Here is a 4549-nt window from a genome sequence, read left to right as displayed (position 1 = left end):
TCGGTGGGGGGTTGGGGGGGTGGTCTCCTCCGAGGAGACCACCGCCGATCTCGATGAGCCCCCGGACGGTCGCCGACTCGACCACAATGAATTTCCAATTATTTGCGTGAATTAGTGTCGGATTTCCACTGTGTATTCACACAATAGAGCCATCGCGTTGAATGATGTTACTGTTCATTCCGCATCGCTTGTTCGGAACATGATGCACCCGCACGAGCGACCGCCGACGTAGCCGGTTCGCTCGTGCGGACCCGCCTGCCTGATACGGCCCGACTATTTGCTCACCGCTACATCTATTGCCCCGCTCTATCCAGCCGACTTCGTGCCCGGCATCAGTATCGTGCCGCAGCACTACTCACCACTGAGCCGAACGGCGATGCGACGAGCAGAGCGGTTCCCATCCCGGCGCCTGGTCGGCGTGGAAAGGGATACCAACGATGACAATCCCATCCGACAGTGCCGAACGGCGGCCATCGCTGCACGATGTGGCATCGCTGACCGATCAACTCGTCTCCCATTTCATCGACAATGTGGCGCAGTGCGATATTTCGCCCGGCACGCCGATGGCATCGACAATCGGAGCAATCACCCGGATAGCCCTCGAGATCGCGCAAGGAATGCTGGAGGGATGCGACATCACGCACGAACTCGGAGAACTCGCGACAATCGCCGCCGGATTGGCGTGCGACAGCGTACCCATCGACCTTGTGCTGCGCGGTTTCCATGAAGGCATACGGATAGTTGCCGGCCAGTTGTTCGCCCGATATCAGGATTGCACTCGCGAAACTGTGATCGATGGATTCCAGATCGCCATGACGATCAGCGATCAACTCTGCCTGACAGTCACCCACGCGTACCTCGGCGAGCACGGCGCAGCGACGTTCGGCCAGGACGCCGAGCGGACTCTCACGTCCGCCCTGCTGGCCGGACAGTGGACACCCGTCACCGCCCGCAGATGCGGCATCCCTATCGCTGACACGTACTCGGTGCTCGCCATCGCGATGCGCGCGAACCCGAACACGGGAATTGCCTTGCACTACCTGCACAGGGTGCGGAAAGCCCTGGCCCAGCACAGCGACGGGCAGGGTTTGGCCCGGCTGTCGATCGACGGTGGGACCGTTCTCATCCCGACCGACGCGGTGGCCGAGGACGAACTCGATTCACTGGTCGAGGCGCTCGCAGGGGCGGCGCAGGTCGAACTCGTCGCAGCTGTGGTCGCCGCGCCCGCCGCCGACGTCGCGTCTGCGGCGAAAACGGCACACGAGATGCTCGATGTCGTCGAGCGACTCGAATGCGCACCCGGCCTCTATCGATTCGGCCAACTCGCACTGGAGTACCAGCTTTCGCGGCAAGGACTCGGTCTTTCCCTGCTCGGTGAATTATTGGCGCCGTTGGAAAGATATCCCGAATTGCGGAAGACACTGCGGGTACACATCGCCAACAACTTGAATCGGGCGCAGACCGCGCGGATCATGGATATCCACACCAATACCGTTGACTATCGACTTCGCCGAATCGCCCGGCTCACCGGACTCAACCCGGCGCGGGCATCGGATCTGTGGCAGTTGCGGTCGGCGATGGTCGCCCAGGACTGCCGCGACGACAACCCGAGAGAGTGACGGAGCCTCCGTAGATGTTCAGCAACATCGGGTGGAGCGAGACGATCATTCTGGTCATCGCCGCCCTCGTCATCATCGGCGTACCGAAGTAAACAGTCGCCCACTTCGGTAGCGACACAATGCTCAGAGCGTTTTCGGCGGCTGAGCCACCGGTTCGGCGGAAGGCGTCGCCGACGCCTGCTCCGGTGCCGGCAGCCCTACGTTCTCCCGGGCCGACCGCTCGTTCGCCGAATCCGCGTCCTCGGACTGCATTCGACTCACCTCGCTCTTGAAGATCCGTAGCGACCGCCCCCAGCCCGCGGGCGGCATCCGGCATACGCTTCGCACCGAAGAACAGCACGAACACAGCCGCGACTATCAACCAATGCCAGACGCTGAACTGACCCATCTTTACCTCCTGTATCGACATGGTGGACTCGGAACCGATGCGACAACGCCGACTACCCCGATCGCTCGCAGGCGCCGTGCCCACGATGGCGTGGTCCCGAAAGTGTTGTCCACACCCGGCGAAGCCACGTACACGCTCGGCCATTGTTCCGAGATCTATCAGCCGGCACGCCATGGCCGCCGCGTCGATACATCCCCTGGCAGTATTCCCACCGGCGACAATGATCGGCGATGCCGGGGCCGGCAAGGCCTGCACGTATCCAGTGCGCAGGCGGCTGATCAACTCCGCGCACATGGCACCGCCGCGTGGCGACCCGTGCCCGAGTACCACGACCCTCCGAAATGTCCGCCCCACGGATGGCGTTGCGGCCGGCTCTATTTATCCTGATAGTTCGCTTTACGCACGACCAGCGCCGACTGCAGATACCAGAGCCCATCGGCCGACGAAGGATCGAAGCCCGTCAGTTTGCGGATACTTTTCAGCCGGTAATCGATGGTGTTCATATGAACACTGAGCTGTCGCGAGGTTCGGCGACGATTCAGATTGTTGTCGAGGTGCCTGCACAAGGTTTCCATCAGAATCGGATGGTCGTCGAGCGGGTTCAGTATCGCATCGAGATGCCGGCGTACAGCAGACGGTCTGGTGAGCTGGAATTCGACTGCCAGATCAGCGAAACGGAACAGACCGGGTGGGCGCTGCATTCTTTGTGCGAGATCCAGGAGTTCGCACAGCTGATCAACGGTTTCCGGAATTTTCGGCGGCGATGCCTCCGCGCAGGTTGCGGTCATATCGACGCCGGCCGCCGCAGAGAGCACGGTCAACAGCGTGTCGAGGTCCCTGACCTCGGCTGACGGAACAAGAATGATGCCACCGCGCACATCGAGCCGCGACAGCGCGCGCACCGACCCATGACGATCAAGGGCCGCCCGGATATTTCGAATCATTCGCCGGACATCCATCTGTGTAACGAATGTGTCGGGCCTGTCGTCGCTACCGGACGGAAAATGCACCGCCAGCACGGAATAGCTCTCGGCGACCTCGAAACCACTGCACCGCGTCACCGTCGACGTATCCTGCCCGGCGAGCAACGCAACCGCCAAGGAGTTCCTGGCCCGTTGATCCTCGACGACCTCGGCCTCGAGCTGGTCGGTGTACGCGAGTGATATCGCGGCCGTCACGCTGTCCAGCATTTCGGTCGCCAGTTGGCGCACGACCGAGAGCTTCTGCTCGTCGGTGCCGACCACACTCGAGGCGATCAGCTCCAAACTCGTTGTGAAACCCTGACCGATCGCCTGATCGATCACTTCGCCGGGTACCTCGGTACGCGCTCGAGGCGGCCCGGCGGTGCGGTGTCGAACGGTATCGCCGCGTCTACGGGCCGGCAGTGTGGCCAGGGCAGTCCCCGGTAGCACATCAATGGCGGCCAGGGCACCGCCGTCGACGCCGCCGAGGCGCGCAGCCATGCTCTCCAGCATTCGGGAGACCAACTCGTCGGCGAGCGCCCGCACTCTGATGGAGGACTCGGCCGTGGCCGCACGGGGCCGCACGGAATCGATTCTGGGTGAATAGTCGGTAGTCATCTTTGACTTCCTCACTGCGTTCAACGTCGCCTCACGGCAGCGATGGCTGGCAAGCAGTCTCCCATGCCGAAGACGCCAACACAAGATTATGTTAATGCCTATTCCAGCTCGACCCAGAGCCCATCTCGTCGAGTGACGGCGCCTCGACCGCATCAGCCCGAGCGCCGACGTGCTGGTAGCGGCATCAACTCGGTTATCTGAACTGCATCTAGACAGGACACCTCAAGACAAACCGCCGCTCGGGACTTCACGAACGGACTGCGCCAAATCCGAGACAGGCCACCCCCAAAGAGCTAAGTTACTGACAATTCATGCAAGACGAACACCTCAGGCACTGTCACCGGCCACCCCATCGGTGATGTTCGCGAAACGAGGACTCCCACCATGGACGAACCGGATCGACGCAGTACCCCTGCGCCGGACAACGATCCCGATGCATCGCACAACAACGTGCCGCTCTACGAGCGGATCGGCGGTCGCGGCGCCTTGGAGACGGTCGTCGACGATCTCTACCGACGCATCCTCGCCGATGAGCGGTTGTCGCCGTTCTTCGCCGGCACCAACCTCACTCGAACGAAGGGTCGGCAGGTCGAATTCTTCGCCGCACTACTCGGCGGACCGGTGCCCTACGTCGGCGTTTCCATGCGAGCCGTGCATCGTGGTCGCGGCATCACCGTGGACCATTTCAACCTGGTCGCAGGCCATCTCACCGATGCGCTCAGCGCAGCCGGGCTCGATCGCGATCTCACGGACCACGTGATCGGCGCGGTCGCACCGTTGGCGGGTGACATCGCCACGTCTCGGGAGTCACCCACCTCGCCGTGACCAGACCGGACGCACGGAATAAGCCGCGACCCGGATCTCATTGTGGATCGGCGCTCTCGAGCTTGCGACGAAGCAGTTTGCCGGTGGCATTGCGTGGCAACTCGTCTACGAACACCACATCCCGAGGGACTTTGTGT

The 4549-nt window shown here is 62.3% G+C and carries 4 protein-coding genes and 1 pseudogene; 2 read left to right on the top strand and 3 right to left on the bottom strand.

Features of this window, described 5'->3' with window-relative positions; all coding sequences use genetic code 11:
• Positions 1-332: 332 nt before the first annotated feature.
• Entirely contained in the window at positions 333-830 is a 498-nt protein-coding gene (locus tag ACFWF3_RS25375) for a hypothetical protein (RefSeq protein WP_379315743.1), read from the bottom strand.
• Between ACFWF3_RS25375 and ACFWF3_RS25370 the strand changes: the two genes are divergently transcribed.
• Complete coding sequence (locus ACFWF3_RS25370) at positions 813-1619, top strand: PucR family transcriptional regulator (protein WP_379315741.1); 807 nt, start codon at positions 813-815, stop codon at positions 1617-1619. The genes ACFWF3_RS25375 and ACFWF3_RS25370 overlap by 18 nt on opposite strands.
• Positions 1620-1742: 123 nt before the next feature.
• Here the strand turns inward: ACFWF3_RS25370 and tatA are convergent.
• Both tatA and ACFWF3_RS25360 read right to left on the bottom strand, forming a co-directional pair.
• A pseudogene (tatA, locus tag ACFWF3_RS25365) lies at positions 1743-2007 on the bottom strand (Sec-independent protein translocase subunit TatA).
• 374 nt (positions 2008-2381) lie between these two features.
• The gene (locus ACFWF3_RS25360; RefSeq protein WP_379315739.1) at positions 2382-3587 is read right to left on the bottom strand and encodes a PucR family transcriptional regulator; all 1206 of its coding nucleotides are present in this window, start codon (positions 3585-3587) and stop codon (positions 2382-2384) included.
• Between the two features lie 384 nt (positions 3588-3971).
• Between ACFWF3_RS25360 and ACFWF3_RS25355 the strand changes: the two genes are divergently transcribed.
• Complete coding sequence (locus ACFWF3_RS25355) at positions 3972-4412, top strand: group 1 truncated hemoglobin (protein ID WP_379315737.1); 441 nt, start codon at positions 3972-3974, stop codon at positions 4410-4412.
• The last annotated feature ends 137 nt before the right edge of the window (positions 4413-4549 follow it).

Origin of the sequence: Nocardia sp. NPDC060220, assembly GCF_042727815.1 — a bacterium.
Classification (GTDB): Bacteria; Actinomycetota; Actinomycetes; order Mycobacteriales; family Mycobacteriaceae; genus Nocardia.
The sequence above is the reverse complement of the archived record's forward strand: the minus strand, read 5'-3'. Positions and strand labels throughout refer to the sequence as shown.

Excerpts from the sequence above, each read along its gene's own strand:
- ACFWF3_RS25370 (WP_379315741.1), top strand. The coding sequence starts at position 813 with ATGACGATCAGCGATCAACTCTGCCTGACAGTCACCCACGCGTACCTC.
- ACFWF3_RS25360 (WP_379315739.1), bottom strand. The coding sequence starts at position 3,587 with ATGACTACCGACTATTCACCCAGAATCGATTCCGTGCGGCCCCGTGCG.
- ACFWF3_RS25355 (WP_379315737.1), top strand. The coding sequence starts at position 3,972 with ATGGACGAACCGGATCGACGCAGTACCCCTGCGCCGGACAACGATCCC.